Here is a 24,272-nt window from a genome sequence, read left to right as displayed (position 1 = left end):
GTAAAACCTGTGTCCTTGGCTTGTCTGACACTCCGCCGAGTCTGCTAACGCAGCCTTGTTTCGCCTCGCGGCGAGTTACGCGGTCAAATGTAGGAGCTGGCTTGCCCTGCGACCGGCGACGAAGTCGTCGTAAATCCTGTGCATGCGGTGTGTCTGACAGATTGCATTGGCTGCTAACGCAGCCCTGTTTCGCCTCGCGGCGAGTTACTTGGAAAAGCCCCAAGTAACCAAGGGCTCTCTACCCCGCCATACGGCATCTCGCCTAGGCTCGATGTACCCGCACTCCGGCGACACTCCGTGGGCCCGCCGCGAATGGGCCATCCATGGCCCACGCGGCTCTCGCGACATCCTGTCGCTCGGCCCACTGCGCATCGCCTGCGTTCGGCCTTCTGGGACGGGGCCCCAAGATCAAAATCCAAAGCAAGATCAAAAGCCGGCGAAACACGCACACTGTGGGAGCGGGCTTGCCCGCGAAGGCGTCCTCAAGATCGCCACCGCCGGCAAGCCGGACTGCTACGGGTGGTTTTGCGTTGTACCTGTAGGAGCGCGCTTGCCCGCGATGGCGTGCGGGTTGACGCCGCCATGGCCCTGAACAAGCAATGATCCACTGTGGGAGCGAATTCATTCGCGATAGGCATCCCGACCGACGCAAATCTGTTGCTCATGACACCGCATCGCGAATGAATTCGCTCCCACACCTTGTTCCAGTGCCCGGCAAATTTCAGCACTTCACTCAACCCCGTAGCGTGCAACAAAGAAGTGTGAGGCCACGGCAAAACCTGTGGGAGGGAGCTCTGCTCGCGATGGCGGTGGGACAGGCGACACGGTATTGGCGGGACTGGCGCTATCGCGAGCAGAGCTCCCTCCCACGGATGATGATGCTTATTGGATCTGGGCACGGCAGCACAATCTGCAGAATCACCACAGACCCTGTGGGAGCGGGCTTGCCCGCGAAGATGGCGGGCAGTCGACATCGCGTTGTCTGACCTGACGCCTTCGCGGGCAAGCCGCGCTCCCACGGCATTCGGCCAGAATCAAAGGCAGATGGTGCACACCGCCCCGTAGCAGTCCGGCTTGCCGGCGGTGGCGATCTTGAGGACGCCTTCGCGGGCGAGCCCGCTCCCACAGGGAGTGTGTGTTTCGCCGGCTTTTGATCTGGCTTTTGATCTGTTTTTGATCTGGGGCCCCGTCCCAGAAGGCCGAACGCAGGCGATGTGGAGTGGGTCGAGCGGCATGGATGCCGCGAGAGCCGCGTGGGCCATGGATGGCCCATTCGCGGCGTGCCCACGGAGCGTCGCCGGAGTGAGGGCATGCCGAGCCAAGGCGAGGCACCGTATGGCGGGGATAAGAGCCCTTGGTTACTTGGGGCTTTTCCAAGTAACTCGCCGTGAGGCGAAACAGGGCTGCGTTAGCAGACCATCAGTACATCAGGCACACCGAGTGCGCAGGATTTACGACGACTTCGTCGCCGGTCGCAGGGCAAGCCAGCTCCTACAGCCGGTCGCAGGGCAAGCGCGCTCCTGCAAGGGGGCCGTGTAATCGGTCCTGCCACACCCCGCAACCGTCACTTTGCCGCCGCCGCAAAACTGGCGCGCTTCCTGCAAGTACCCCTGTATATCGCCATAAATCGTGCATTCCGGGCGCTGAGCCGGGATGCAGGCCGGTCGGTGGCGTGGATTATCCAGGTGGCCCGCGAAGCGCCAACAGCGCCAGCTTGAGCCCTGAACGGAACATGAGGGGAAGTGCAGTGAAAGCAGTAATTCTGGCGGGCGGTCTCGGGACCCGGATCAGCGAAGAGTCGCATCTGAAACCCAAGCCCATGATCGAGATCGGCGGAAAGCCAATTCTCTGGCACATCATGAAACAGTACTCGGCGCACGGCATCCACGACTTCGTGATCTGCCTGGGCTACAAGGGCTACGCGATCAAGGACTTCTTCGCCAACTACTTCCTGCACACCTCCGACGTCACCTTCGACATGCGCAACAACCGCATGGACGTTCACCAGAACTACAGCGAACCATGGCGCGTCACCCTGATCGACACCGGCGACGACACCATGACCGGTGGCCGCCTGCGCCGGGCCAAGCGTTATGTCGAAGATGAAGAGGCGTTCTGCTTCACCTACGGCGACGGCGTGTCGGACCTGAATATCGGTGAGCTGGTGGATTTCCACCGCAGCCACGGCAAGCTGGCCACCGTCACCGCCGTGCAGCCTCCTGGACGCTACGGCGCGCTGAACCGCGACGGTGATCGCGTGCTCGGTTTCACCGAAAAGCCCCGTGGCGACGGCGGCTGGATCAACGGCGGCTTCTTTGTGCTGTCGCCGAAGGTGTTGCCGTTCATCAACGACGACAAGACTTCCTGGGAATCCGAACCGCTGGCCGAACTGGCATCGAGGGACCAGTTGCGGGCGTTCCAGCACGAAGGTTTCTGGCATCCGATGGACACCCTGCGCGACAAGAATCAGCTCGAAGAACTGTGGCAGAGCGGGGAGGCTCCATGGAAGCAATGGAGCTGAGCCCCGCGTTCTGGCAGGGCAAACGGGTCCTGCTTACCGGGCACACCGGTTTCAAGGGCAGCTGGCTGGCGCTGTGGCTGAAAAGCCTCGGGGCCGAGGTCAGTGGTTTTGCCCTCGATCCGGGTACCGAGCCTTCGCTGTTTGAACTGGCGCGAGTGAGCGAGGGCATCGATGACCGGCGCGGCGATCTGCGGGATCTCGGCGCGCTGATGGAAGTGCTGGCCGACGTCGAACCGGAGATCGTCCTGCACCTGGCCGCGCAACCGCTGGTCCGTGAAGGCTATCGCGATCCGCTGGGCACCTATTCCAGCAATGTCATGGGCACCCTCAACCTGCTGGAAGCGATCCGTCAGGTCGGCGGCGTGCGCGCCTGCGTGCTGGTCACCACCGACAAGGTCTACGCCAATCAGGAGTGGGCCTGGCCCTATCGCGAGAACGAGCCGCTGGGTGGGCATGACCCTTACAGCAGCAGCAAGGCCTGCTGCGAATTGCTCGCGCAGTCCTACGCGGCGTCGTTCTTTCATCCCGACAAATACGCCGAGCACGGCCTGGCAGTTGCCACGGCGCGGGCCGGCAATGTGTTGGGCGGCGGCGATTTTGCTGCCGACCGCTTGATTCCCGATGTGCTCAAGGCCTGGTCGGCGGGCGAGCCTGTGACCCTGCGTTATCCGCAGGCCGTGCGCCCCTGGCAGCACGCGCTGGAGCCGCTGGCCGGTTATCTGTTGCTGGCTCAGGGCTTGTACTCCGAAGGCCCGGCGCTGGCCGGTGCGTGGAACTTCGGCCCCGGTGACAGCGACATGTGCACCGTCGGCGACGTGGTCTCGACCCTCGCCAGCCGTTGGCCGCAACAGTCCGCCGGTCTGCGCGTGGAGCGCAGTGAGTTGCATGAGGCCGGTCTGTTGCGCCTGGACAGCAGCCGCGCACGGCAACTGCTGGGCTGGCAGCCGCGCTGGTCGCTGCAAGAGTGCCTGCAGAACACCCTGGACTGGCACCTGGCGTGGCAGGCCGGCGAGGACATGCACGCCTTTACCCTTGGCCAGTTGCGCCAGTACACGGAGCGCCCATGAGCGAAATGCAATTGACTGCCTTGCCGCTCAACGGCCTGTTCAGCGTGGCGCACCGTCGCCATGCCGACCAGCGTGGGCATTTTTCGCGGATCTTCTGTGAAGGCAGCCTGGCGGCCTTCGGCCAGACCTTTCATATCCGTCAGATCAATCACTCCTGCACCGCCGAGCGTGGCACCGTGCGCGGCCTGCATTACCAGAAGGCCGAAGCGCCGGAAGCCAAGCTGATCACCTGCTTGCGCGGTGCGGTGTGGGATGTGGCGGTGGACCTGAACCCGGAGTCGGCAACCTTCTTGCACTGGCATGCCGAGCGCCTGGAAGCCGGCGATGGCCGCAGCCTGCTGATCCCCGCCGGATTCGCCCACGGTTTTCAGGCGTTGACCGACGATGCCGAGCTGCTCTACCTGCACAGCGCCGATTATTCGGCCGAGCATGAAGCCGGGCTGTCGGTGAACGACCCGCGTCTGCAGATCGACTGGCCGCTGCCTGTCAAGAATCTGTCGGCACGCGACGCTGGCCATCCCTTGCTGCATTCGACTTTTGCTGGAGTGCGTTTATGAATTGCCGTGGCTGTGGCGCGAAGCTTTCGCTGCCGCTGATTGATCTGGGCACTGCGCCACCGTCCAACGCCTACCTGCGTGCCGAACAACTGACGCAGGCCGAGCAGTGGGTGCCGCTGAAGGTCGATGTGTGCGAGCAATGCTGGCTGGTGCAGACCGACGATTACACCAGCGCAGAAACGCTGTTCGACGCCGATTACGCCTACTTCAGTTCGTTCTCCAGTTCCTGGCTGGCTCACGCCGAGCAGTACGTCGGCGAGATGGTCGAGCGCTTCGGCCTGAACGATGAAAGCCGGGTGGTCGAAATCGCCGCCAACGACGGTTACCTGTTGCAGTACGTGGCCCGGCGCGGCATTCCGTGCCTGGGCATCGAACCCACCCGCAGCACTGCGCAGGCGGCGCGGGAAAAGGGGCTGGAAATCCGCGAAGTGTTTTTCGGCGAGGCGACGGCCCAGGCGCTGGTCGGCGAAGGCTGGTCGGCCGATCTGATGGCTGCCAACAACGTGCTGGCCCATGTGCCGGACATCAACGATTTCCTGCGCGGTTTCGCCACCTTGCTGGCGCCGAGCGGCGTGGCGACGTTCGAATTTCCGCAACTGCTGTCGTTGATCGCCGGGCAGCAGTTCGACACGCTGTACCACGAACACTATTCCTACCTGTCGCTGACCGCCGTGCAGACCCTGTGCAAGCGCAACGGCCTGCAGGTATTCGATGTCGCACAACTGCAGACCCACGGCGGCTCGCTGCGGGTGTTCGTGCAGCGTGCCAACGGTCCGCAGACGGTGCAGCCTGCCGTTGCACAGCAGTTGCAGGCCGAACTCGACGCCGGGGTGAAAACGCCGCAGTTCTACGCGTCGCTGGCGCCGGCTGCCGAGCGCATCAAGCATGAGTTGCTGAGCTTTCTGCTCAAGGCCAAGGCCGAACGCAAGCGTGTCGTCGGTTACGGCGCTGCGGCCAAGGGCAACACGCTGCTCAACTACGCCGGGGTCAAACCCGACCTGCTGGCCTGGGTCGCCGATGCCAACCCGCACAAGCAGGACAAGTTCCTGCCGGGCAGCCGCATTCCGGTGGTGTCCACCGAGCGCATCGCCATCGAGAAGCCGGACTACGTGCTGGTGTTGCCGTGGAACCTGCTGCGGGAAATCGCCGGGCAGCAAAGCCAGGTACACAGCTGGGGCGGTCGCTTCGTGATTGCCGTGCCGGAGTTGACCTTCCTGTGAATCAGCGAAAAGTACTGGTCACCGGTGCCACCGGGTTCATCGGTCGCCATGTGGTCAAGTCCCTGCTGGCCCGTGGCTTCGCCGTGCGTGCCGTGGCCCGTGATGTGCAGAAGGCGCGGGCGCTGCCGTGGTTCGACGCGGTCGAGTTCGTTGCCGCTGACATCCATGGGCCTGACGTCGATGTCCGCGGCTTGAGCGACGGTGTCGACGCACTGGTGCATCTGGCCTGGCCAGGGTTGCCGGATTACGCCGGCCTGTTCCATTTCGAAACCACGCTGCCGGCGGATTACGCCTTCATCAAGGCCGTGGTCGAAAGCGGCGTGCCGCAGGTGCTGGTCACCGGCACCTGCTTCGAGTACGGCTTGCAGAGCGGTCCGCTGAGCGAGTCGACCCCGGCCCAGCCGACCAACCCCTACGGGCTGGCGAAAAACACCCTGCGCACCTTTCTGGAGGCGCTCAACCGGGTCACGCCGTTCACCCTGCAATGGGCGCGGATGTTTTATCTGCATGGCGAAGGGCAGAACCCGAGAAGCCTGCTGGCCAGCCTGGAGCGGGCCATCGACGCGGGCGATACGCAATTCAACATGTCCAGGGGCGATCAGTTGCGCGACTACCTGGCCGTGGAGCAGGCCGCCGACTGCCTGGTGACGATTCTTCAGCAGCGCGAGTTCGCCGGCATCGTCAACTGCAGCAGCGGTCGGCCAGTGTCGGTGCGCGCGCTGGTCGAGGATTACCTCGCCGCCCGTGGCGTGCAGATGACGCTGAATCTGGGGCATTACGGTTATTCGGTGCACGAACCGATGGCTTTCTGGGGCATCAATGATCGGCTGCTGCAGTTGATGGGGAATGATGATGTTGCATGAGTTGTATCGGGCGACCGACCTGCCGGTGTTGCAGAACCGCACGTTCGCCGACGCGCAGCAAGCCAGGCAGTCGGGGCGTGCCGATCTGGTGCTGGTGCAGGACGCCACCACCGGACTGATCTACAACCAGGCGTTCGATCCGGCCAAGTTGGTCTATGACCGTCACTACCAGAACGAGCAGGCGCATTCGGCGCCGTTCAAACAGCATCTGGAGGTGGTGGAAGGCATTCTGGCCCGGCATTTCAAGGGCAAGACCCTGATCGAAGTCGGTTGCGGCAAGGGTTACTTTCTGGAGATGCTCAGCGACAAGGGCTACGCCGTGACCGGCGTCGACCCGGCGTACGAGGGCGACAACCCGGCGGTGATCAAGGACTACTTCCGCCCCGGCATCGGTATCAGCGCCGATGGCGTGATCCTGCGCCACGTGCTGGAACACATTCCCGATCCGGTCGCGTTTCTCGCCGAGATCGCCGCCGCCAACCATGGCGGGCAAATCTACATCGAGGTGCCGTGCTTCGACTGGATTCTGGAGCATCGCGCCTGGTTCGACCTGTTCTACGAGCACGTCAATTATTTCCGCCTCGACGACCTGCGGCAGATGTTCGCCAACATCCACGAGTCGGGCTACCTGTTCAACGGGCAGTTCCTGTATGTGGTGGCCAACCTCGCCAGCCTGCGTCAGCCGGACGCCGAACAGATCAGGCCGGTGCAGATTCCTGCCGACTTCGACGGCAGCCTCACGCGGGCGCTGGACGTGATCAAGTCGGCGCCGCAGAACGGTGTCGCGGTGTGGGGCGGAGCGTCCAAGGGCGTGATCTTCTCGCTGTTCCTGCAACGCATGGGCATCGAGGTCGATTACGTGATCGACATCAACCCGCTCAAGCAGGGCCAGTTCCTGCCCCTCAGCGGCTTGCGCGTGTCGTCGCCCGAAGAGGCGATGAGCCGCTGGCCCAAGGGCACCCACCTGTTCGTGATGAATTCCAATTACCTAGACGAAATCAAACGGATGACGGCCGGCGAGTGTGTGTATCACGCCGTCGACGATGCCGTTTTCCATTCCCGGATCGAGGCAGCAAACAATGACTAACAACCCCGCTCAACAGTTCCAGCAAGAGTGCAAGGCCGAAGTGGCCGCGCAAGGCGAGGACAAGGCGCTGGTCGCGCTGGGTCAGCAGTTCTACAACGAATCTGCGCGGCACAAATACACCTACCACTTCTCGTGGATGGGCCGCCCGATCATCCAGACGCCGCAAGACATGATCGCCATGCAGGAGCTGATCTGGTCGGTGCGTCCGGACGTGATCATCGAAACCGGCATCGCCCATGGCGGCTCGATCCTGTACTACGCCTCGCTGCTGCAACTGATCGGCCACGGTGAAGTCATCGGCATCGACATCGACATCCGTCAGCACAACCGCGAAGCCATCGAAGCGCATCCGATGAGCCACCGGCTCAGCATGATCCAGGGTTCGAGCATCGATCCTGAACTGGTGGCGCAGGTGCGCGAGCGTGTTGCCGGCAAGAAAGTGATGGTGGTGCTGGACTCCAACCACACCCACGAACACGTGCTTGAAGAGCTGCGTCTGTACGGCCCGCTGGTGTCGGTCGACAGCTACTGCGTGGTGATGGACACCGTGGTCGAGGACATGCCTGAAGACGCCTTCCCGGACCGTCCGTGGGGCAAGGGTGATAACCCGAAGACCGCCGTGTGGCAGTACCTCAAGGAAAACGACGATTTCGCGATCGACAAGTCGGTGCAGAACAAGCTTCTGATTACTGTCGCCTCGGACGGTTATCTGCGTCGCGTTCGTTAACCCAAGCATTCAGAGTCTTCGCGTAGTCGAGCGGCTCGTCAGCATCAGGAAGAAGATATGAAAGTTCGTAACAGTCTGGACGGCGCAGCACCGCTGAATGAATTGCTGACCGTGGTGGTGCTCAGCCACAACCGCCCGGCATTCCTGCGCCGGGCGCTGGCGTACTACAGCGCGTTCTCCTGCAAGGTGCTGGTGCTCGACTCTTCGGCCCAGGCGCTGGACAGCGTCGAAACCCGGCTGCCGTCGGTGGACTACCGGCACCTGCCGCAGTACGCCTATTGGGGCTTCCAGGCCAAGGTGGGCTACGGCGTCGGTCTGGTCGAGACGCCGTACATGGTGCTCGCTGCCGACGACGACTTCATCGTGCAGAAATCCCTGGGTCAGGCCGTGGCGTTCCTTGAAGAACAGCCCGACTACAGCATGTGCCATGGCTACTGCATGATGTATGCGTCCCAGGCCAACAGCGTCGGTTATCTGCGCCGCGACAAGAAAGTCCGCGAAGACTATGACGACGAGCGCGCCGAAGACCGCATCGTCTCCTACATGGGCCAGTACCTGCCGCCGTTCTACGCCGTGACCCGCAGCCAGGTGTTGAAGGACTTCTTCAACGCCATGCCGGACAACGGGTTCGAGTGGATGGAAATCGGCCACGTGTTCTACCTGCTGGCACGGGGCAAGGCACGTGTCCTGCCGATCCCGTACGTGGTGCGCGAAGTCAATATCGGTAACTCGGAACACAACACCGAGGTCTACCACAAGCTCAGCTATCTGGACCCCAAGACCGTTGCCGAGCGTGAGGCGTTCGCCGAGTTTCTCGCCGCGCAGCCGACGCAACTGGCCGAAGGCGCCGAGCAGCGCAAGCAGTTCGCGCTGGTGGCGTTCGAAGCCATGGCCCAGGGCCTGCGTGACCGCGCGTCGCTGACCATCGAGCCGATTTTTCGCTCGATCTGGACCGACCCGCTGAGCAACCCGGAGCGCATTTTCGGGCCGCGTCAGTACGTCGAGATGCCGTTCTACAACCAGACCTTTTTCGACACCCTGACCGAGATCGAATACCTGCTGCACGCGATGCCGGCCGGTTACCTGCAACTCTCCGAACTGGAAGGCGTGTGGGTGCGTCAGCAGGCGCTGTTGCAGATCCACGACAACGATGTGCCGGAAACCATCCTCAACCGCCTGTGGCAGGCGGCGGAGCTGAGCCCGTTCAACCGCGAGGTGGTCAACGCTCTGGCGTTGCGCCTGTCCCAGCAGGTCGAAGCCGGCCTTGAAGAATTCGCCGACGACGCGCAGCGCATGGCGGATTGGGCGGCACGTCTGGCGGCAGCGCCGGCCTACGACTATCGCAAGACCTTTGAAGGCATGGGCTCCGGCCGCGTGCTCAAGTGGCTGGAAAGCCGCAGCCCTGATGCGGCGCAAGGCGTGGCCCTGAGTCAGCGTCTGGCCGAGGTGGGCGGTGGCCCGCAGTTCGGTCTGTTCCTGCTCAACATGGACGACGACATGGAGCGTCTGCAGGTGACCCTCGACAGTCTGGTCGAAGGCTACTGCAAGCGCTTCAAGATCGTCGTGCTGACCACTGGTGAGCCGCCAGCGGCGACGACGGTCAACAACACCCTGCATTTCGTCAAGGTGACCCGCAGCAACCACGTCGACAAGCTCAACCAGTTGATCCGTCAGACCGAGTGCGACTGGGTCATGCTGGCCGAGGTCGGCGACGTGTTCACCTCTGGCGGCCTGATTCGCGCCAGTCTGGAGCTGCAAGGGGCACCGGATTGCCGTGCAGTGTCGGTGGACGAGATTCAGCGTCTGGACACCCATGCGGTGGCCGATGTATTCCGCCCGGGCTTCAACCTCGATCTGCTGCAAAGCGTGCCGTCGCTGATGTCTCGTCACTGGCTGGTGCGTCGCGACGTGCTGCTGGACGTCGGCGGCTATTCGGCGGACTTCGCCGATGCAATGGAACTCGACCTGCTGCTGCGCATCATCGAAGACGGCGGCATGAACGGTCTGGCCCATCTCGATGAGCCACTGCTGGTCTGCCGTGCGCAGCCGCCGCAGGACAACGAGCATGAGCGACTGGCCCTGAGCCGTCATCTGGCTGCCCGTGGCTACAAGGCGCTGATCAGCTCGTCGCAGCCGGGTGTCTACCAGATCGACTATCGCCACAGCGCCCGTCCGCTGGTGTCGATCATCGTCAATGGCAGCGACGACCTCGTGGCCTTGCAGGCCTGCCTGACCAGCGTGCTGCAGCGCACCCGTTACAGCCTCTACGAAGTGCTGGTCGCCGTGTCGCCGGCGCTGGAAGCACCGCTGAACGCCTGGCTGGCGGAGCAGGGCAAGGACGCTGCGCAGGTGCAAGTGGTCGCCAACCGCGACGGCTTGAGCCACGGTGCGTTAATCAACGACGTTGCCGCCCACACCAATGGCGACTACCTAGTGCTGCTGGCCGGTGACAGCCAGGTGGTCAGCCCGAACTGGGTAGGCTCGCTGCTCAACCAGGCACTGCGCCCGGAAGTCGGCGCGGTGGGTGCCAAGCTCATCGACGAGCACGGCAAGGTCACTCAGGGCGGTCTGTTGCTGGGCTTCGAGGGCGCTGTCGGCTCGCCTTTCGTCGGCCTGAAAAAGGAAGACGACGGCTACCTGTTCCGTGCCGTGGTCGAGCAGAACCATTCGGCACTGTCCGGCACCTGCGTGATGGTGCGCAAAGAGGTGTTCGACGCCCTCGGCGGTCTGGACGAGTCGGCGTTCGCCAGTGCCTTCGGTGATGTCGACCTGAGCCTGAAAATCGCCGCTGCCGGCTTGCTGCTGGTGTGGACGCCGCAGGTGCAGATCATCCATCCGGGTGTGCTGCCTGACGACGCCGAGGCGCTGGCCGCGCTGCTGCAAAAGTGGGCCGGCGCGTTCGCCCAGGATCAGGCCTACAACGCTAACCTGGCCCTCACGGGCAAGGCTTACGCCCTCGGTGAAGCCGGCGGCACTCACTGGCAAGAGTTCCTGGCGTAAGCGCGACAGGTAAAGGACGCAGTCATGTTCAACGGCAAATCGGTTTTCATCTCTGGCGCCACCGGCTCGTTCGGTCGGCAGTTCATTCGCACCCTGCTGGCGCGCTATCAGCCGCGCCGCGTGGTGGTGTTTTCCCGCGACGAACTCAAGCAGTACGAGATGCAGCAGGAGTTCAACGCGCCGTGCATGCGCTATTTCCTCGGTGACGTGCGCGATGCCGAGCGTCTCAAGCTTGGCATGCGCGGCATCGATTACGTGGTACATGCCGCCGCGCTCAAGCATGTGCCGGCCGCGGAATACAACCCGACCGAGTTCATCCGCACCAACGTCAACGGCGCGGAGAACATCATCGCTGCGGCCATCGCCAACGGCGTGAAAAAGGTCATCGCGCTGTCCACCGACAAGGCAGCCAGCCCGATCAACCTGTACGGCGCCACCAAGCTGCTGTCGGACAAGCTGTTCGTCGCCGCCAACAACATCGGCGGCGAAGAGCAGACCCGCTTTGCCGTGGTGCGCTACGGCAACGTGGCCGGTTCGCGCGGTTCCATCGTGCCGTTCTTCAACAAGCTGATCGCCGGCGGCGCGAAAGAGTTGCCGATCACCGACGCGCGCATGACCCGCTTCTGGATCACCCTGGATCACGGTGTCGATTTCGTGATGCAGAGCTTTGCGCGCATGCACGGCGGCGAAGTGTTCGTGCCGAAGATCCCGTCGGTGCGCATCGTCGACCTGGCCCAGGCCATGGCCGCCGATCTGCCGCACAAGCTGGTGGGCATTCGTCCGGGCGAGAAGCTGCACGAACTGATGGTGCCGCAGGACGATGCGCGCATGACCCTGGAGTTCGACGACCACTACACCATCGTGCCGTCGATCCGCTTCAACAACGTCGACAGCGATTTCGCCGTCGACGCCACGGGCGCCAAGGGCCGGCCGGTCAGCGACGATTTCGAGTACCGCTCCGACACCAACCCGGACTTCCTCTCGATCCGCCAGATCGGCGATCTGCACGCTGGCGTCAAGGCATGATTCCCTACGGCCGGCAGAGTCTCGATCAGGCGGACATCGACGCCGTGGTCGAGGTATTGCGCTCGGACTGGCTGACCCAGGGACCGACCATCGAGCGCTTCGAAGCGGCACTGGCCGAACGCTGTGAAGCCGCGTTCGGCGTTGCCGTGAGCAACGCCACCGCCGCCTTGCACATCGCCTGTCTGGCGGCGGGACTGGGGGAGGGCGACTGGCTGTGGACCAGCCCCAACACCTTTCTCGCCTCGGCCAACTGCGGACGTTACTGCGGTGCCGGGGTGGACTTCGTCGACATCGATCCGCTGACCTGGAACCTCGACACCGACGCGCTGGCGCGCAAGCTGGACATCGCCGAGGGCGAAGGCCGGCTGCCGAAGGTGCTGGTGGCGGTGGCCTTTTCCGGACAGAGCTGCGACATGCGCGCCATCGGCGAGTTGTCGCGGCGCTACGGTTTTACCGTGATCGAAGACGCCTCCCATGCCGTCGGTGCGCGCTATGCCGGCCGCCCGGTGGGCTGCGGCGAGTTTGCCGACATGACCGTGTTCAGCTTTCACCCGGTGAAGATCGTCACCACCGGCGAGGGCGGTCTGGTGCTGACCAACCGGCCAGAGCTGGCCGAGCGTCTGCGCCGCCTGCGCAGCCACGGCATGACCCGCGACCCGGTGCAGATGGACGAAGCGAGCCATGGCCCGTGGTATTACCAGCAGGTCGAGCTGGGCTTCAATTACCGCATCACCGACATGCAGGCAGCACTGGGCCTGTCGCAGTTGAACAAGCTGGACGAATTCATTGCCCGGCGCCGGGTGCTGGTCGCGCGTTACCAGACTCTGCTGGCCGATCTGCCGCTGACGTTGCCGACGCTGCAGGCCGAGGCCGAATCGGCCTGGCACCTGTACGTGGTGCGGCTGCAGACCGAGCGCCTGCAAGCCAGCCACCGGGCCATTTTCGAGGGGCTGCGGGCGGCCGGCATCGGCGTCAACGTGCATTACATTCCGGTGCACCTGCAACCGTATTACCGGGACCTGGGGTTCAAGGCCGGGGACTTCCCCGAAGCCGAGGCCTACTACGCCCAAGCCATCAGTCTGCCGCTGTTCCCGGCGATGACCGATGGGCAACAAGATTTTGTGATCGAACAGCTGCGACGGCTGTTGGTCCTCTCCGAGCGGATGGATGCAAACGATGCGTGAGTTGAGTGAACAAGAACGGTTCTGGCAGGGCGATTTCGGTGATGAGTACGTGGAGCGCAATCAGGGCCACGGACTGATCGCCAGTAACGTCGCCCTGTTCGGCAAGGCCCTGAGCCGCGTGCAAGCGCTTGAGAGCGTGCTGGAACTGGGCACCAACACCGGCAACAACCTGTTGGCGCTCAAGCAACTGTTGCCGAACTGTGGGCTGAATGGCGTAGAGATCAACGCCAAGGCCCACGCCCAGGCGCAGGCGCTGGAGATCGCTGACGTCTGGCACGGCTCGCTGCTGGATTTCCCCCGCGAGCGTCGCTACGACCTGACCCTGAGCAAGGGCGTGCTGATTCACCTGGCCCCCGAGTTGCTGAATCAGGCCTACGATCAGCTGTATCACCTCAGCGCGCGCTACGTGTTGATCGCCGAGTATTACAACCCGGCGCCGATGGAGGTTTCCTACCGCGGCAACAGCGGCAAGCTGTTCAAGCGCGATTTTGCCGGCGAGATGCTCGACCGTTTCGCCGACCTGCAATTGCTCGACTACGGCTTCGTCTATCGCCGCGATCCGCAGTTCCCGGCCGATGACGTCACTTGGTTCCTCTTGGAAAAGCGTCCATGAGCAGCGTCGCGATCATCCCCGCACGCGGTGGCAGTCAACGCATACCGCGCAAGAACCTGAAGCCGTTCAATGGCGAGCCGATGATCGTCGGCTCGATCCGTACGGCGCTGGACAGCGGGGTGTTCGATGCGGTGGTGGTCAGCACCGACGATGAAGAAATCGCCGAGGTGGCGCGTGCCCACGGTGCGAGCGTGCCGTTCATGCGCCCGGCCGAACTGGCCGACGCCTACACCGGCACCGCCGCGGTGATCCAGCACGGCATCGCCGCGCTGGAGCGGCCTTATGATTTTGTCTGCTGCATCTACGCCACCGCGCCGCTGTTGCAGGCGCGGTATCTGCGCCAAGGCCTGGAAGCACTCAAGGCGGCGCCGGACAAGTCCTACGCGTTCTCCGTGTGCAGCTTCGGTTTTCCGATCCAGCGTGCGCTGAAGATCAATGCCGACGGCAGCCTGGACGCCATGCACCCCGAATATCGCAACGTGCGCTCGCAGGACCTGCCGGCAGCCTGGCAGGACGCCGGGCAGTTCTATTGGGGGCGCCGCGAGGCCTGGCTGCGCGGCGACGTGATTTTCTCCGACGTCAGCCTGCCGGTGATCCTGCCCCGGCATCTGGTGCAGGACATCGACACCGAAGAAGACTGGCTGCGCGCCGAGTATCTGTACGCCGCGCTCAAGGCGGGCGGGGAGCTGCAGCCGTGAGGGTGTTGATCCGGGCGGATGCCTCGACGGCCATCGGCAGCGGCCATATCGCCCGCTGCCTGACCCTGGCCCAGGCGCTGCGCAACGACGGTGCCGAGGTGCAGTTCGCCTGTCGGCGCTTGCCCGGTCATTCGTTGCAGCGTCTGCGCGAGGAGGGTTTCGTCAGCTGGGCGTTGCCCGAGCACTATGCCGAGGAATCGGGTAGTGCCGATATCGAAGCCTGCCTGCCCTGGCAGCAGGACATCGATGCGCTGGGCGAGCAACTGGCCGATGAAGCCTGCTTCGACTGGCTGATCGTCGATCACTACGGCCTTGATGCCCGCTGGGAAACCGCTGCGCGGCAACTGGCCACGCGGATCATGGTCATCGACGATCTGGCCAACCGGCCCCACGCCGCCGACCTGTTGCTTGATCAGAACTACAGCGCGCAGGTGCAGGATCAGCCCTACGCAAAATGGATCGGGCCGCACTGCCGGACCTTGCTCGGCCCGCGTTTCGCGCTGATGCGTGACGAGTTCCAGATCGACGCCATCGTCATCAAGCCTCGGATCGAACGGGTGCTGGTCAATTTCGGCGGCTTCGATGCGGCGCGCCAGGTGTACACGACGATGCTGGCGTTGCAGGACTTCGATGACCTGCAGGTGGATTTCGTCGCCGGGCTGCACAACCCGGAATGGGTGGCGATGGTTCGCCTGGCCGAGTCTCGTCCGAACTGGAACCTGTACACCCTGGTCAGCGACTTCTCCGACCTGATGCGCCGCGCCGACCTGTTCATCGGTGCGGGCGGCGGCACCACCTGGGAGCGTGCGGCGCTGGGCCTGCCGACCGTCTGTATCACCGTCGCCCACAATCAGCAGCTCAATGCGCGGTTGCTCGGCGAGGCGGGCGCGCATCTGTATCTGGGCGCCCACGACAGCGTCGATTCGCAACGGCTGACCGAGGCGGTCAACCTGCTGCGCGACAATCCGGCCCTGCGCCAGAGCTTCGCCGAACGCTCCCGTGCGCTGGTCGACGGCAAGGGCGCGCAGCGGCTGGTGGCGGCCCTGTTGGCACCGGTGCTGGAACTGCGGCCGGCCAGCGAGCTGGATGCGACGCTGTTGTTCGAAGGACGCAATGCCGAACATGTTCGGCGTTGGGCCTTCAACAGCGACCTGATCGATTGGGACGGCCATGTGGCCTGGCTCGCCCGTAGCTTGCAGGATCCACAGCGGCTGATCCTGGTCGGCGAAACGACTCGGGGGCCGGTGGGCATGCTGCGGTATGACCGCAAGGGTGAGCAGGCCGAAGTGTCGATCTATCTGTTCGAAGGCCAGACGGGTGTCGGCTGGGGCGCGGTGCTCATGGCCGGCGGCGAGCGCTTCCTGCGCCGTCACTGGCCGCAGGTGCGGACCCTTCATGCGCAGGTGCTGCCTGACAATGCGGCATCGGTGTCTCTCTTTCAAAAGGCCGGCTACGCGCGGGCCGAGTGTCATTTTCAGCGAGTGCTCGACGATGAATAGCTTCAAGATCGGTTCCAGAACCATTGGCCCGGACGCTGCGCCGTTCGTCATTGCCGAAATGAGCGGCAACCACAACCAGTCACTGGACCAGGCGCTGCGCATCGTCGAGGCCGCCGCCAAGGCCGGCGCTCACGCGTTGAAGCTGCAGACCTACACCGCCGACACCATGACCCTGGACATCGCCGAGGGCGAGTTCTTCATCAAGGACCCGAACAGCCTGTGGGCCGGTTCGTCGCTGTATGCCCTGTATGAACAGGCCCACACACCGTGGGAATGGCACGCGCCGATCTTCGCTCGCGCCAAAGAGCTGGGACTGTTGGCGTTCTCGACACCGTTCGACGAAACCGCCGTGGATTTCCTCGAAAGCCTCGACGTGCCGGCGTACAAGATCGCCAGTTTTGAAAACACCGACATTCCGTTGATCCGCAAGGTGGCGGCCACCGGCAAGCCAATGATCATTTCCACCGGCATGGCCAGCGTCGCCGAACTCGACGAAAGCGTGCGCGCGGCCCGCGAGGCGGGGTGCAGGGATCTGGTGCTGCTCAAGTGCACCAGCACCTACCCGGCGTCGCCGGAAAACAGCCATATCCGCACCATCCCGCACCTGGCCGGGTTGTTCGGCTGTCAGGTCGGCCTGTCCGATCACACCATGGGCGTGGGCGTTTCGGTGGCGGCCGTGGCGATGGGCGCGACGGTGATCGAAAAGCACTTCACCCTCGACCGCGCCGATGGCGGGGTGGATGCGAGTTTCTCACTGGAACCGGCGGAGATGGCCAGTCTGGTCATCGAAACCGAGCGTGCCTGGCAGGGGCTGGGGCAGGTGCATTACGGGGTTACCCAGGCCGAGCAAAAGTCCCTGCAATACCGCCGCTCGCTTTACGTGACCCGCGATATTGCCGAAGGCGAAGCCTTCACCCGCGACAACGTCCGCGCCATCCGCCCAGGCATGGGCCTGGCCCCGAAACACATCGACCGCGTATTGGGCCGCACCGCCCGCCAGACGCTGCGGCGGGGTACGCCGTTGAGTTGGGACGTGGTGGGGTAACAGGTTTCCTTGGCTTGCCGTGTCTCACCTCCGGCACGTTACGCCAACCCTTGTAGGCGCTGGCTTGCCCGCGATCGCATGTAGGAGCTGGCTTGTCCTGCGACCGGCGACGAAGTCGTCGTAAAACCTGTGCACGCGGTGTGTCATTTGGATTGCTGGTCTGCTAACGCAGCCCTGTTTCGCCTGGCGGCGAGTTACTTGGAAAAGCCCCAAGTAACCAAGGGCTCTTTACCCCGCCATACGGTGCCTCGCCCAGGCTCGGCATGCCCTCACTCCGGCAATGCTCCGTGGGCCCGCCGCGAATGGGCCATCCATGGCCCACGCGGCTCTCGCGGCATCCATGCCGCTCGGCGCCACTGCGCATCGCCTGCGTTCGGCCTTCTGGGACGGGGCCCCAAGATCAAAAGCTGAAAAGCAAAAGCCAAGCGAGCGCATTCCCTGTGGGAGCGGGCTCGCCCGCGAAGGCGTCCTCAAGATCCCCACCGCCGGCAAGCCGGACTGCTACGGGTGGTTTTGCGCTCTCCTACAGATGTGTGGACGCCAAACCAGGTTGAGGTCACTACAGACCATTGTGGGAGGGAGCTCTGCTCGCGATGGCGGTCGGTCAGGTGGCACAGCATCGTCTGAATTGACGCTTTCGCGAGCACGGCTCCCTCCCACAGGTATTTGGTGTTTGCAGGATCTCGGCATGGCAACACAGTCCATGGAGCCAGCACGGACACTGTGGGAGTTACGAGGGTCGCGAAAGCGGTTTACCTGACCCGCCGCCTTCGCCAGCAAGCCGGCTCCTACGGCCTTCGGCCAGAAGCCAAGGCAGATTGCATGCGCAGATCTGTAGCAGTCCGGCTTGCTGGCGGTGGCGATCTTGAGGACGCCTTCGCGGGCGAGCCCGCTCCCACAGGTATCCGTGGTCCGCAAGACCGCACGCGTTCATCCAGAGCCAGGCCGACCGGTCGGTCGCCTCGGCGGGTTTTTGATCTTGGGGCCCCGTCCCAGAAGGCCGAACGCAGGCGATGTGGAGTGGGTCGAGCGACAGGATGTCGCGAGAGCCGCGTGGGCCATGGATGGCCCATTCGCGGCGGGCCCACGGAGCATTGCCGGAGTGCGGGTATGCCGAGCATTAGCGAGGTACCGTATGGCGGGGTAAGAAGCCCTTGGTTACTTGGGGCTTTTCCAAGTAACTCGCCGTCAGGCGAAACAAGGCTGCGTTATCAGACTCGGCGGAGTAACTGACACACCGAGTGCGCAGGATTTACGACGACTGCGTCGCCGCTCGCAGGACAAGCCAGCTCCTACATTTGACCGCGTCACTCGTCGCGAGGCGAAACAGGGCTGCGTTAGCAGACCAGCAATACATCAGGCACACCCCATGCGCAGGATTTACGACGACTTCGTCGCCGGTCGCAGGGCAAGCCAGCTCCTACAGGCGTTCGCGTAACTCGCCGCCAGGCGAAACAGGGCTGCGTTAGCAGACCATGCGATCCTTCAGACAAACCGAGTGCGCAGGCTTTACGACGGGTTCCCCGCCGATCGCGGGCAAGCGCGCTTCTACAGGTCCGCGAAGGCGAAACCATGTCAATTACCTGTCTGAAAGCCAATCCACCCTTGCACAGCACCCGTCGGTCAGCTAAAAGCTTGTAAAACTTTTGGTGACCTGTGAGTCATAACGGGCATCTTCACTGTATCGTGCTTGCAGGCAGTGAAGGCATCAGGCTGATTTCAGAGACTTTCTGGTCACGCGACACCCTTCCCGTTGCCACTTTTTCGGCCTCAAGCCCCGGATTTCCATGCCCCGCCTGTTGGCGCCGGGTAATGTTCAGCGTTTTTTATCGGGAAGCCATGATGATTGGCATAAAAAGCATAGCGAGTTACGTGCCTGCCGCCGGCGTCGACAATTACGCGCAAGGCGCAAAATTCGGCAAGGACGAAGACTTCATTTTCGGCAAGATCGGTTCCACCTTCCTGCCGCGCAAGGACGACACCCAGGAAACTTCCGACCTCTGCGTCGAAGCCGTGAACAAACTGTTCGCCAACAACCCTGAGCTGTCGCGCGACTCCATCGACGCACTGATCGTCGTCACCCAGAACGGCGACGAAGAAGGCCTGCCACACACCGCTGCCATCGTTCAGCACAAGCTCGGCTTGCCGACCCACATCGCGGCGTTCGACATTTCGCTGGGCTGCTCCGGCTACGTCTATGGCATCTACGCACTCAAGGGCTTCATGGAAGCCGCCGGTCTGAAAAACGGCCTGCTGGTGACCGCCGATCCGTACTCGAAAATCGTCGATCCGGAAGACCGCAACACCACCATGCTGTTCGGTGACGCCGCCACCGCCACCTGGATGGGCGAAGATGCGCCTTGGCAGTTGGGCAAATCCAAGTTCGGCACTGACGGTTCCGGTGCCGAGTTCCTCAAGACCATCAACGGCAACTTCTTCATGAACGGCCGTCAGGTGTTCAACTTCGCCCTGATCAAGGTGCCGGCGCACCTCAATGAACTGATGGAAGAGTCGGGCCTGCAATCCTCCGACATCGATGCGTTCTGCATCCACCAGGGCAGCGCGGCGATTGTTGATTCGGTCGCCAAGCGTTTTGAAGAAGGCGGTCAGGCGGAGAAGTTTGTCAAGGACATGCTGGAAACCGGCAATACCGTGTCGTCCAGCGTGCCGCTGCTGCTGGAAAAACACATGCTCGACGCGACCTGGAAGCGCGTGGCCATCAGTGGCTTCGGCGTGGGCTTGTCGTGGGGCTCGGCGATCCTTTATCGTCCCTGACCCTGAGTCACTTGAAAAACGGCGACGCTGATCTTCACGTCGCCGTTTTTCATTGTGCTTTCCACGTGCATTAAGGACTGTTGCCATGGGTGATATTTTTCGGGACAACCGGGCCGTCATCGAGCGGCGTTGGCCTGAGGTCGCCCGCCGACTCTCGGCTGAAAACGCCGATGACATTCCCGCTCAACTGGTCGAAGGCCAGGGTTCGACACTGAGTGTCGACGGCATTCAACTCACCAGCCGCCATGACCGCCTGGCCGAAGCCCGCATGCAGGCCGACAGCCTGCCGGCAGAGCGTGCCTGCGTACACGTCTATGGCACCGGCCTGGGCGATCTGCAGCGGGTACTGCTGGCCGATGAGCGCGTACAGCAATTGCACGTGCATGTCCTCAACGGTGCCCTGTTTGCCCTGATGTTGCGCTTGCTGGAACAGCAGGACTGGCTGAGCGACCCTCGGGTGCATCTCGCGTATGCGGCCGATCAGGCGGAAATCCAGCTGCCGTTCTTCGCCCTGCCGGCCGAGCTGGTGCTGGCCGACGATGCCAATGCGCGCATTCGTGATCGGCTGGTCAGTGAGGTGCATCTGGCGTTCAACAACCAGGCGTTTGCCGCCGACAGCCCCGACAACCTTCGCCATCTGGAGCAGGGCAGGGCGTTGTTGCAGCGCGATACCGATGTCGCTGAGCTGTTCGGCAGCCAGCCGGGGCGCGAGGCGTTTGTCATCGCGACGGGGCCGACCTTGCAGCAGCATCTGCCGCGTCTGTTGAGCGTCTCCAAAGATCCGCAGCGGCCGCTGCTGATCTGTGTCGACACCGCGTACGTGCCATTGCGCAAGCAGGGCATCCGGCCGGATCTGGTGGTCAGCATCGACCATCAGATCACCTCCCGCCACTTGCCGCCGGATAACTCCGCCGGTATCGCGCTGGTCTATCTGCCGCGCCAGGACGCTGCGATGCTGGAGGCCTGGCAGGGGCCGCGCTACGTGGCGTATTCATCGAGCCCGATGTACGCACAGATCCGTCAGGAGATTCCGCGGGCGTCACTTCATGTGGCCGGTAGTGTGATTCATCCGGCCATCGATCTGGCGGTGAAAATGGGCGCCTCGCGCATCACCCTGTTCGGCGCTGATTTCGCCTTTCCAGGCGACAAGACCCACACCGGCTGGCAGGACGGCGACCTCGGCCCGGGGGCGAACATCGCCCGTCACTGGGTGCGCGACGGCCATGGCAATAAGGTCAAGACCCAGCTCAATTTCCGCAGCTACCTGATCGAGCTGGAGCGCTACATCGCCCGGCATCCCGACGTGCAGTTCTTCAACACCAGCCGCGACGGCGCACTGATCGCCGGCACCGAATTCGACCCGCAATGGACAGCGCCATGACCGCCAACGCTCACCTCATTGAAGATGCGCAACACTGCGCCCACCTGTTCCGTCTGGGTCGCGACATCGAAGCGGCGTTGAACATGGTCGAGATCATCGACGCTGCCATGCCATTAATCAGCACCCGTCCGGCAGCGGAACAGGCGCAGTGGACCCACGTCTTGAGCGAAATCCTGCAATGCCAGGAGCGGCAAGACTGGATCGGACTGGCCGACTGGCTGGACGTTGAGTTTGTGGGATTGTGTGCGGAAAGTTGATTTCCAGTTTGGCGTTAATTGAAGAAACGTCTGACACGCAAATTGAAACGGTGGAGTTGAAACGGTCCTTTCGGGCCGTTTTTTCATGTTTTTTCAAAGTGCTGGAATATGAATGGGTTAGCGCTGAAATACCCCGTCATCTGTCGGGTATCTCTCTGATTTGAATGGCTTTGTGGGTTAAAGCCGACTGTCCCTTCGACGATAACGAAACTGTAGGTTCCGCGGGAGAAATGGACTTCCCCGGTTAACGAGAGCCTGCATTTTTTTATCAAAGAAGGATCTCGAAAATGGCTTTAACCGTTAATACCAATACCACCTCGCTGGCCGTTCAGAAAAATCTTGGACGTGCGTCCGACGCCTTGTCGACTTCCATGGCTCGTCTGTCCTCCGGCCTGCGCATCAACAGTGCCAAAGACGATGCGGCGGGTCTGCAGATTGCAACCCGCGAAACATCGCAAATTCGCGGTCAGATGATGGCCATCAAAAACGCCAACGACGGTATCTCGATCGCCCAGACTGCCGAAGGTGCCTTGCAAGAGTCGACCAACATTCTGCAGCGTATGCGCGAGCTGGCTGTTCAGGGCCGGAACGGCACCAACAGTTCGGCTGACCGTGACGCACTGCAGAAAGAGTTTGTGCAGATGCAGGCCGAGCTTGATCGCAACGCGGGCTCCACCAACCTGAACGGCAAGAATCTGCTGGATGGTACTGCCGGTTCGATGACCCTGCAGGTGGGCGCCGATACGGGGTCTGCCAACCATATCGATATGGTGCTGAGCAGCAAATTCGACTCCGTTTCCCTCGCGGTGGGTAGCGGTACGCTCGCCATTTCCGGCACCAGTGCCAACTTCGCCGACAACATCGATAACGCGATCACCGCAATCGACGTCGCCATCTCCGTGATTGGTGCCACACGTGCGGATCTGGGTGCTGCGCAGAATCGCCTGTCGAGCACCATCGCGAATCTGCAGAACATCGTGGAGAACACCACGGCAGCGCAAGGTCGCGTTCAAGACGTCGACTTCGCCGCCGAAACCGCCGAGCTGACCAAGCAGCAGACCCTGCAGCAAGCCTCCACGGCGATCCTGGCGCAGGCCAATCAGTTGCCGTCGGCGGTGTTGAAACTGCTGCAATAACGTTTTTTTCGTCTATGGCGAAGGCGTGAGCCGGGCGCGTCGAGTGGCGCGTCCGGCTAAAAAAGCCCGGGAATCAAGGGCTTGATCAGGTGATTAAAGCTTGGGCGGTTTGCGCCGAAAAGCTGGGTATCCCCCGTCAAAAGCAGGGGTGGCGCTCTGGTGGCAAAAAATTTTCAAAAAGCCCTCAAGCTCCTTGCAGATACGACGATAAACATTACGAAGGTTCTCTAGGCCACCACCGGCAGTTGCCAGGGCCGGATAGCCGCAGCACCCAACTAACGAGGAATTCATCATGGCTTTAACCGTTACCACCAACACCACTTCCCTGGCCGTTCAGAAAAACCTCAACCGTGCTTCGGACGCTCTTTCGACTTCGATGACTCGCCTGTCTTCCGGTCTGAAAATCAACAGCGCTAAAGACGACGCCGCCGGCCTGCAGATCGCCACTCGCGAAACTTCGCAAATCCGTGGTCAGACTGTAGCTATCAAGAACGCCAACGACGGTATCTCGATCGCTCAGACCGCTGAAGGCGCTCTGCAAGAATCGACCAACATCCTGCAGCGTATGCGTGAACTGGCTGTTCAGGCCCGTAACGGTACCAACAGCTCGGCTGACCGTGACGCACTGCAGAAAGAATTCTCGCAAATGCAATCGGAACTGGACCGTACCGCTGGTTCGACCAACCTGAACGGCAAAAACCTGCTGGACGGTTCGGCCGGTACCATGACTCTGCAAGTCGGTGCTGACACTGGTTCCGCGAACCACATCGACATCGTGCTGAGCAGCAAGTTTGACTCCGCTTCCCTGTCGGCTGGCAGCGGTACCATCGCGATCTCCGGTACCAGCGCCAACTTCAGCGGCAACATCGACAACGCGATCACTGCAATCGACGCAGCAATCGCTAAAATCGGTGCTACCCGTGCTGACCTGGGTGCTGCTCAAAACCGTCTGTCGAGCACCATCTCCAACCTGCAGAACATCGTGGAAAACACCACTGCTGCACAAGGCCGTGTACAAGACACCGACTTCGCAGCTGAAACCGCTAACCTGACCAAACAGCAAACTCTGCAACAGGCTTCCACCGCTGTTCTGGCCCAGGCTAACCAACTGCCATCCGCTGTACTGAAACTGCTTCAGTAATCTCGGATTGAAGTTTGGCGGGGGAGTGTGCTTGCGTACTCTCCCGCTTTTTCACTTGAGAGGTGAGTGGACATGGACATGAGCGCCAAGCTGAACTTGTCTTACACAGCGGTGCAACCGGTGCCAGTGGTCGCGGAAAAGCCGGCTGTGGCACCTCAAGTCGTTTCCGAAACGCAGCCCGCTGCCAAAACGGACACGGCGACCCAAAAGGATTCCAATCCTGAAGATCACGATAAGGCATTGAAAGCCGCTGTGCAGGAAATCCAGAAATTCGTTCAGTCGGTACGGCGTAACCTGGAGTTCTCGATTGACGAGGCGTCCGGGAAAGTCGTCGTTAAAGTGATTGCCAGTGAAACCGGCGAAGTGGTGCGGCAGTTGCCGTCGGCTGAGGCATTGAAAATTGCCGACAGCCTGCAGAATGCGCACAGCCTGCTGTTCGACGCAAAAGTCTAAGTGGCATGAAACGTGAACGCGG

Annotated in this window: 20 protein-coding genes; all 20 read left to right on the top strand. The window is 62.4% G+C overall.

What is annotated here, in order from left to right:
* The first annotated feature begins 1,747 nt into the window (after positions 1 to 1,747).
* Positions 1,748 to 2,521: a glucose-1-phosphate cytidylyltransferase gene (gene rfbF, locus ACIPL0_RS13645; protein WP_400597359.1), complete on the top strand. Its 774-nt coding sequence runs from the start codon at positions 1,748 to 1,750 to the stop codon at positions 2,519 to 2,521.
* Entirely contained in the window at positions 2,503 to 3,588 is a 1,086-nt protein-coding gene (gene rfbG, locus ACIPL0_RS13640) for a CDP-glucose 4,6-dehydratase (protein WP_400597360.1), read from the top strand. The genes rfbF and rfbG overlap by 19 nt, the downstream gene beginning before the upstream one ends.
* Positions 3,585 to 4,145, top strand: a complete 561-nt coding sequence (locus ACIPL0_RS13635; protein ID WP_400597361.1) for a dTDP-4-dehydrorhamnose 3,5-epimerase family protein — start codon at positions 3,585 to 3,587, stop codon at positions 4,143 to 4,145. The genes rfbG and ACIPL0_RS13635 overlap by 4 nt, the downstream gene beginning before the upstream one ends.
* Complete coding sequence (locus ACIPL0_RS13630) at positions 4,142 to 5,365, top strand: methyltransferase domain-containing protein (protein ID WP_400597362.1); 1,224 nt, start codon at positions 4,142 to 4,144, stop codon at positions 5,363 to 5,365. The genes ACIPL0_RS13635 and ACIPL0_RS13630 overlap by 4 nt, the downstream gene beginning before the upstream one ends.
* Positions 5,362 to 6,228, top strand: a complete 867-nt coding sequence (locus tag ACIPL0_RS13625; RefSeq protein ID WP_400597363.1) for an NAD-dependent epimerase/dehydratase family protein — start codon at positions 5,362 to 5,364, stop codon at positions 6,226 to 6,228. Before ACIPL0_RS13630 ends, ACIPL0_RS13625 begins: the two co-directional genes overlap by 4 nt.
* Entirely contained in the window at positions 6,218 to 7,315 is a 1,098-nt protein-coding gene (locus ACIPL0_RS13620; RefSeq protein ID WP_400597364.1) for a class I SAM-dependent methyltransferase, read from the top strand. The genes ACIPL0_RS13625 and ACIPL0_RS13620 overlap by 11 nt, the downstream gene beginning before the upstream one ends.
* Entirely contained in the window at positions 7,308 to 8,042 is a 735-nt protein-coding gene (locus ACIPL0_RS13615; RefSeq protein WP_400597365.1) for a cephalosporin hydroxylase family protein, read from the top strand. The genes ACIPL0_RS13620 and ACIPL0_RS13615 overlap by 8 nt, the downstream gene beginning before the upstream one ends.
* Positions 8,043 to 8,099: 57 nt before the next feature.
* Positions 8,100 to 11,042 (top strand): TIGR00180 family glycosyltransferase, encoded by a 2,943-nt coding sequence (locus ACIPL0_RS13610; RefSeq protein WP_400597366.1) that lies wholly within the window; start codon positions 8,100 to 8,102, stop codon positions 11,040 to 11,042.
* A 24-nt stretch (positions 11,043 to 11,066) separates the two neighbouring features.
* A complete protein-coding gene (pseB, locus tag ACIPL0_RS13605) occupies positions 11,067 to 12,068 on the top strand; it encodes a UDP-N-acetylglucosamine 4,6-dehydratase (inverting) (protein WP_400597367.1) in 1,002 nt (333 codons plus the stop codon).
* A complete protein-coding gene (pseC, locus tag ACIPL0_RS13600) occupies positions 12,065 to 13,252 on the top strand; it encodes a UDP-4-amino-4,6-dideoxy-N-acetyl-beta-L-altrosamine transaminase (protein WP_400597368.1) in 1,188 nt (395 codons plus the stop codon). The genes pseB and pseC overlap by 4 nt, the downstream gene beginning before the upstream one ends.
* Complete coding sequence (locus ACIPL0_RS13595) at positions 13,245 to 13,865, top strand: pseudaminic acid biosynthesis-associated methylase (RefSeq protein ID WP_400597369.1); 621 nt, start codon at positions 13,245 to 13,247, stop codon at positions 13,863 to 13,865. Before pseC ends, ACIPL0_RS13595 begins: the two co-directional genes overlap by 8 nt.
* On the top strand, positions 13,862 to 14,563 hold the full coding sequence (gene pseF / locus ACIPL0_RS13590) for a pseudaminic acid cytidylyltransferase (protein ID WP_400597370.1): 702 nt from the start codon (positions 13,862 to 13,864) through the stop codon (positions 14,561 to 14,563). The genes ACIPL0_RS13595 and pseF overlap by 4 nt, the downstream gene beginning before the upstream one ends.
* Positions 14,560 to 16,062, top strand: coding sequence for a UDP-2,4-diacetamido-2,4,6-trideoxy-beta-L-altropyranose hydrolase (pseG, locus tag ACIPL0_RS13585; protein ID WP_400597371.1), 1,503 nt, complete (start codon positions 14,560 to 14,562; stop codon positions 16,060 to 16,062). Before pseF ends, pseG begins: the two co-directional genes overlap by 4 nt.
* Positions 16,055 to 17,107, top strand: a complete 1,053-nt coding sequence (pseI, locus tag ACIPL0_RS13580; protein WP_400597372.1) for a pseudaminic acid synthase — start codon at positions 16,055 to 16,057, stop codon at positions 17,105 to 17,107. Before pseG ends, pseI begins: the two co-directional genes overlap by 8 nt.
* 1,842 nt (positions 17,108 to 18,949) lie before the next feature.
* The gene (locus ACIPL0_RS13575) at positions 18,950 to 19,882 is read left to right on the top strand and encodes a ketoacyl-ACP synthase III (RefSeq protein ID WP_400597373.1); all 933 of its coding nucleotides are present in this window, start codon (positions 18,950 to 18,952) and stop codon (positions 19,880 to 19,882) included.
* A gap of 85 nt (positions 19,883 to 19,967) precedes the next feature.
* A complete protein-coding gene (locus ACIPL0_RS13570; protein ID WP_400597374.1) occupies positions 19,968 to 21,263 on the top strand; it encodes a motility associated factor glycosyltransferase family protein in 1,296 nt (431 codons plus the stop codon).
* The gene (locus ACIPL0_RS13565; protein ID WP_400597375.1) at positions 21,260 to 21,520 is read left to right on the top strand and encodes a hypothetical protein; all 261 of its coding nucleotides are present in this window, start codon (positions 21,260 to 21,262) and stop codon (positions 21,518 to 21,520) included. Before ACIPL0_RS13570 ends, ACIPL0_RS13565 begins: the two co-directional genes overlap by 4 nt.
* Positions 21,521 to 21,807: 287 nt before the next feature.
* Positions 21,808 to 22,656 carry a flagellin domain-containing protein gene (locus ACIPL0_RS13560; RefSeq protein ID WP_400597376.1) on the top strand — a complete coding sequence of 283 codons (849 nt, stop codon included), beginning with the start codon at positions 21,808 to 21,810 and terminating at the stop codon, positions 22,654 to 22,656.
* Between the two features lie 292 nt (positions 22,657 to 22,948).
* Positions 22,949 to 23,797, top strand: coding sequence for a flagellin domain-containing protein (locus ACIPL0_RS13555; RefSeq protein ID WP_400597377.1), 849 nt, complete (start codon positions 22,949 to 22,951; stop codon positions 23,795 to 23,797).
* Between the two features lie 72 nt (positions 23,798 to 23,869).
* A complete protein-coding gene (locus tag ACIPL0_RS13550; protein ID WP_400597378.1) occupies positions 23,870 to 24,250 on the top strand; it encodes a flagellar protein FlaG in 381 nt (126 codons plus the stop codon).
* Positions 24,251 to 24,272 lie beyond the last annotated feature (22 nt).

Origin of the sequence: Pseudomonas sp. NPDC090208 (genome assembly GCF_044746785.1) — a bacterium.
GTDB lineage: Bacteria > Pseudomonadota > Gammaproteobacteria > Pseudomonadales > Pseudomonadaceae > Aquipseudomonas.
This window is presented reverse-complemented; position numbering and strand designations above follow the sequence as displayed.

Excerpts from the sequence above, each read along its gene's own strand:
- rfbG (WP_400597360.1), top strand. The coding sequence starts at position 2,503 with ATGGAAGCAATGGAGCTGAGCCCCGCGTTCTGGCAGGGCAAACGGGTC.
- ACIPL0_RS13635 (WP_400597361.1), top strand. The coding sequence starts at position 3,585 with ATGAGCGAAATGCAATTGACTGCCTTGCCGCTCAACGGCCTGTTCAGC.
- ACIPL0_RS13630 (WP_400597362.1), top strand. The coding sequence starts at position 4,142 with ATGAATTGCCGTGGCTGTGGCGCGAAGCTTTCGCTGCCGCTGATTGAT.
- ACIPL0_RS13620 (WP_400597364.1), top strand. The coding sequence starts at position 6,218 with ATGTTGCATGAGTTGTATCGGGCGACCGACCTGCCGGTGTTGCAGAAC.
- ACIPL0_RS13615 (WP_400597365.1), top strand. The coding sequence starts at position 7,308 with ATGACTAACAACCCCGCTCAACAGTTCCAGCAAGAGTGCAAGGCCGAA.
- ACIPL0_RS13610 (WP_400597366.1), top strand. The coding sequence starts at position 8,100 with ATGAAAGTTCGTAACAGTCTGGACGGCGCAGCACCGCTGAATGAATTG.
- pseB (WP_400597367.1), top strand. The coding sequence starts at position 11,067 with ATGTTCAACGGCAAATCGGTTTTCATCTCTGGCGCCACCGGCTCGTTC.
- pseC (WP_400597368.1), top strand. The coding sequence starts at position 12,065 with ATGATTCCCTACGGCCGGCAGAGTCTCGATCAGGCGGACATCGACGCC.
- ACIPL0_RS13595 (WP_400597369.1), top strand. The coding sequence starts at position 13,245 with ATGCGTGAGTTGAGTGAACAAGAACGGTTCTGGCAGGGCGATTTCGGT.
- pseF (WP_400597370.1), top strand. The coding sequence starts at position 13,862 with ATGAGCAGCGTCGCGATCATCCCCGCACGCGGTGGCAGTCAACGCATA.
- pseI (WP_400597372.1), top strand. The coding sequence starts at position 16,055 with ATGAATAGCTTCAAGATCGGTTCCAGAACCATTGGCCCGGACGCTGCG.
- ACIPL0_RS13575 (WP_400597373.1), top strand. The coding sequence starts at position 18,950 with ATGATTGGCATAAAAAGCATAGCGAGTTACGTGCCTGCCGCCGGCGTC.
- ACIPL0_RS13570 (WP_400597374.1), top strand. The coding sequence starts at position 19,968 with ATGGGTGATATTTTTCGGGACAACCGGGCCGTCATCGAGCGGCGTTGG.
- ACIPL0_RS13565 (WP_400597375.1), top strand. The coding sequence starts at position 21,260 with ATGACCGCCAACGCTCACCTCATTGAAGATGCGCAACACTGCGCCCAC.
- ACIPL0_RS13560 (WP_400597376.1), top strand. The coding sequence starts at position 21,808 with ATGGCTTTAACCGTTAATACCAATACCACCTCGCTGGCCGTTCAGAAA.
- ACIPL0_RS13555 (WP_400597377.1), top strand. The coding sequence starts at position 22,949 with ATGGCTTTAACCGTTACCACCAACACCACTTCCCTGGCCGTTCAGAAA.
- ACIPL0_RS13550 (WP_400597378.1), top strand. The coding sequence starts at position 23,870 with ATGGACATGAGCGCCAAGCTGAACTTGTCTTACACAGCGGTGCAACCG.